This window comes from Micromonospora matsumotoense, assembly GCF_900091525.1.
In the GTDB taxonomy this organism is placed as follows: Bacteria; Actinomycetota; Actinomycetes; order Mycobacteriales; family Micromonosporaceae; genus Micromonospora; species Micromonospora matsumotoensis.
In genome coordinates this window covers 1-3,091 of the sequence record NZ_FMCU01000054.1, presented here as the reverse complement: position 1 = coordinate 3,091, position 3,091 = coordinate 1, and the positions used below count along the sequence as shown (strand labels likewise).

The following is a 3,091-nucleotide window of genomic DNA, read 5'->3' as shown; positions in this document are numbered from 1 at the left end:
CGCGCCGGGGCCAGTTCCTCCACCAGCTTCTCGAACGGCACGTCCTGGTGCTCGAACGCGGACAACGCGGTCTCCCGCGCCCGGACCAGCACCTCGCGGAAGGTCGGGTTCCCGGACACGTCGGTCCGCAGCACGAGCATGTTGATGAAGCATCCGACAAGGTCGTCCAGCGCCTCGTCGGTGCGCCCGGCGACCGGTGTGCCGATCGGGATGTCGGTCCCGGTACCGAGCCGGGAAAGCAGCATGGCGACGGTCGCCTGCATGATCATGAAGAGGGTGACCCCCTCCTCGGCGGCGAATTCCGCCGCCTGGGCATGCAGCGCCGACGGGACCAGGAGTGGCACGCTCGTCGCCCGGCGGCTCATGATTTCCGGCCGGGGATGGTCGAGCGGCAGCGCAAGCTCCTCGGGAGCCCCGGCGAGGGCTTCCCGCCAGTAGGCGACGTGCCGGGACATGAGGCTGTCCGGGTCGTCCGGGTCGCCGAGGACCTCCCGCTGCCACAGCGTGAAGTCCGCGTACTGGATGTCCAGTGGCTCCCAGTCGGGGGATCGTCCGGCGCGGCGCGCCTCGTACGCGGCGGACAGGTCCCGAGTCAGCACGGTGATGGACCATCCATCGCTGACGATGTGGTGCATGACGGTGACGAAGACGTGCTCGTCCGGGCCGGTCGAGAACAGCCACGACCGAACCGGCAGGTCAGTCGCGATGTCGAAGATGGTCTTGGCGGCCCGCTCCAGTTCGGTCTCGAGCTCGGCTGGGGATACGTCCACCAGCTCGACGTGCCAGTTGAGGTCTTCGGGTTCGATGATGCGCTGATGGGGCTCGCCGTCGGTGGTGGGGAACGTCGTTCGCAGCACCTCATGCCGCGTCAGGACGTCCCGGGCCGCAGCGCACAGGGCCGGGACGTCGACGTCGCCGGTCAGGCGGAGCAGCATCGGCATGTTGTAGGCGTTGCTGGCCCCCTCCAACTGCGAGATGAACCAAAGCCGGCGCTGGGCGTACGACAACGGGATCATCGTCACTCCTTGTCACTACGCATGGGCCGAAGCGTCGGCCGGTTCGTTTTCCGCAGCTGGCCGATCCGGCGTGCGAGACCGGCCGCGGTGGGCGCGTCGAGGAGTGCGCGCAGGGGCACGTCGATGTCGAGCGCCGCCCGGATTCGGGCGAGGACTCGGACGGCCAGCAGTGACTGGCCGCCGAGAGCGAAGAAGTCGTCGTCGACGCCGACCCGTTCCAGCCCGAGGACCTCGGCGAAGGCGGTGCAGACCGCCTCCTCAGCGGGGCTGGTGGGGGGCCGGTGGCTGGCCGTCGGTGTCGGGGCGAGGTCTGGCACGGGCAGCGCGCGGCGGTCGATCTTGCCGTTGGGGGTCACCGGCAGCGCGTCAAGCAGCACGACTGTGGACGGCACCATGTACGACGGCAGCCGGTGCGCTACGAACTGGCGTACCCGCTCGGCCACCTCGGCCTCGGCGGCGGCGGCACCGTCGGGAGTGTCGGGCCAGTCGAGGCGCAGCCGGTGACGCTCGGACTCGTCCACGGTGTCGATAGCGCTCAACGGCGGGTCGTTTGTTGTACTTCCCAGCGCGTCGACCAGGTTCAGGGTGGTGGTACGCAGCAGCGCCGCCACCGTGTAGGGGTCAATGGGGGCAATGGCGTCGATGGTGAGTGTCAGGTCGTGGCCGTCGTCGTCGACCGAGGCGTTGACCGGAAAGGTGCTGCGTTCCTGGGCGTGCAATACCCGGATTCCGGTCGTCTGCGGTGTCGGCTCGGGCTCATCGGAGGGGTCGGCCCCGTTGTCATGCCGGTAGTTGAACAGTGCGGTGAACAGCGGGGTCTCGGCGGCGACGCCGCTGGCGCGCTGCACGACGGCTAGCGGGGCGTGTTCGTGTTCGAGCAGGCCGGCGAGTTGGTCGCGCATCGCCGCCACCGCCGCCCGCACGGTCAGTTCGCCGGTGCGGACTCGTACCGGCAGGGTGTTGATGAATGGGCCTGGCACCCGGTCGGATCCGGAGCCGGCGTTCATCCTCCCGAACAACACCGTGCCGAAGATGACGTCGTCCCGTCGGGCGACGGTGGCGACGACCCTCGCCCAGGCGACGTGCAGCAGCGTGGCCGGGCTGGTGCCCAGAGTCTGTGCGGTCTCACGTAGCCGGTCGGTGAAGCCGCTCGGGAAGTCAAGTTGGTGCCGGGTGAGCTGACTGCCGTCGCCGCGTACGTCGTGGATGCCGAACGGTACGGTCGGTTCGACGACGTCGCCGAGGAGTTCGGCGAAGTAGCGTTCGTGTTCGGTCTCGGTGACGGCGTTGCGGGCCTGCGCGACGAAGGTCCGGAACGGCAGGGGCGGGGCGATGAGGTCGTCGCGGCCGGAGAGGATCGTTCGCACTTCGCCCAGCAGTACGTCGAGCGCGACGTGGTCCTGAACGATGTGATGGACCCGCAGCAGGGCGAGCCAGCCCGGGCCGTCGGGTGCCGCAGCGGTGTGGATGTCGAGGAGCGGGGCGCGGTCGAGGTTCATGGCGTGCCCGGCGGCGGCGGCGAGCGCGGCGACCGGATCGTCGCCGGCGGCCAGGATCGTGTCGGTCATCGACAGTGTGGCTTGCCGCCATACCACCTGTACCGGCTCGGGCAGCCCTTGCCAGAGAATTGCGGTCCGCAAGACGTCGTGTCGATTCACGACCCGCTGTAACGCGTCGACGAATCTGTCCAGGTGGGCCCGGGTGTCGAATGCGACGGTGATTGACATGAGATAGGCGTCTCGACCACCGTCGGCGAGCAGGTGGTGGAAGAGAATGCCTTCCTGTAGCGGGGCGAGGGGATAAATGTCGGCGATGTTCGCCGCCCCACCATCCACAGTGGCGACGACCCGATCAATCTGCTCCTGCGTCAGGTCCACCAACGGCAACATGCCCGGAGTGATCACCGACGCGCCCGCCGGAATCAGATTCGCCGGCACCTCGAACATCTCCACACCACCCGTGGCCGCCAACGCGGCCGGGGTCGGCGTCTGGAAGAACGCCCGCACCGGCACCGACACACCCCGCCGCCGCAACCACTCCACCAACCGCACCACCAACAACGAATGCCCACCCAA

Annotated in this window: 2 protein-coding genes; both read right to left on the bottom strand. The window is 68.8% G+C overall.

The features are described 5' to 3' along the window. A partial coding sequence (locus tag GA0070216_RS33510; protein WP_245722910.1) for a condensation domain-containing protein occupies window positions 1–1,016 on the bottom strand: 1,016 nt, incomplete at its 3' end. Between the two features lie 2 nt (window positions 1,017–1,018). Beyond that, the coding region (locus GA0070216_RS33505; protein ID WP_245722909.1) for a condensation domain-containing protein at window positions 1,019–3,091 on the bottom strand (2,073 nt) is incomplete at its 5' end.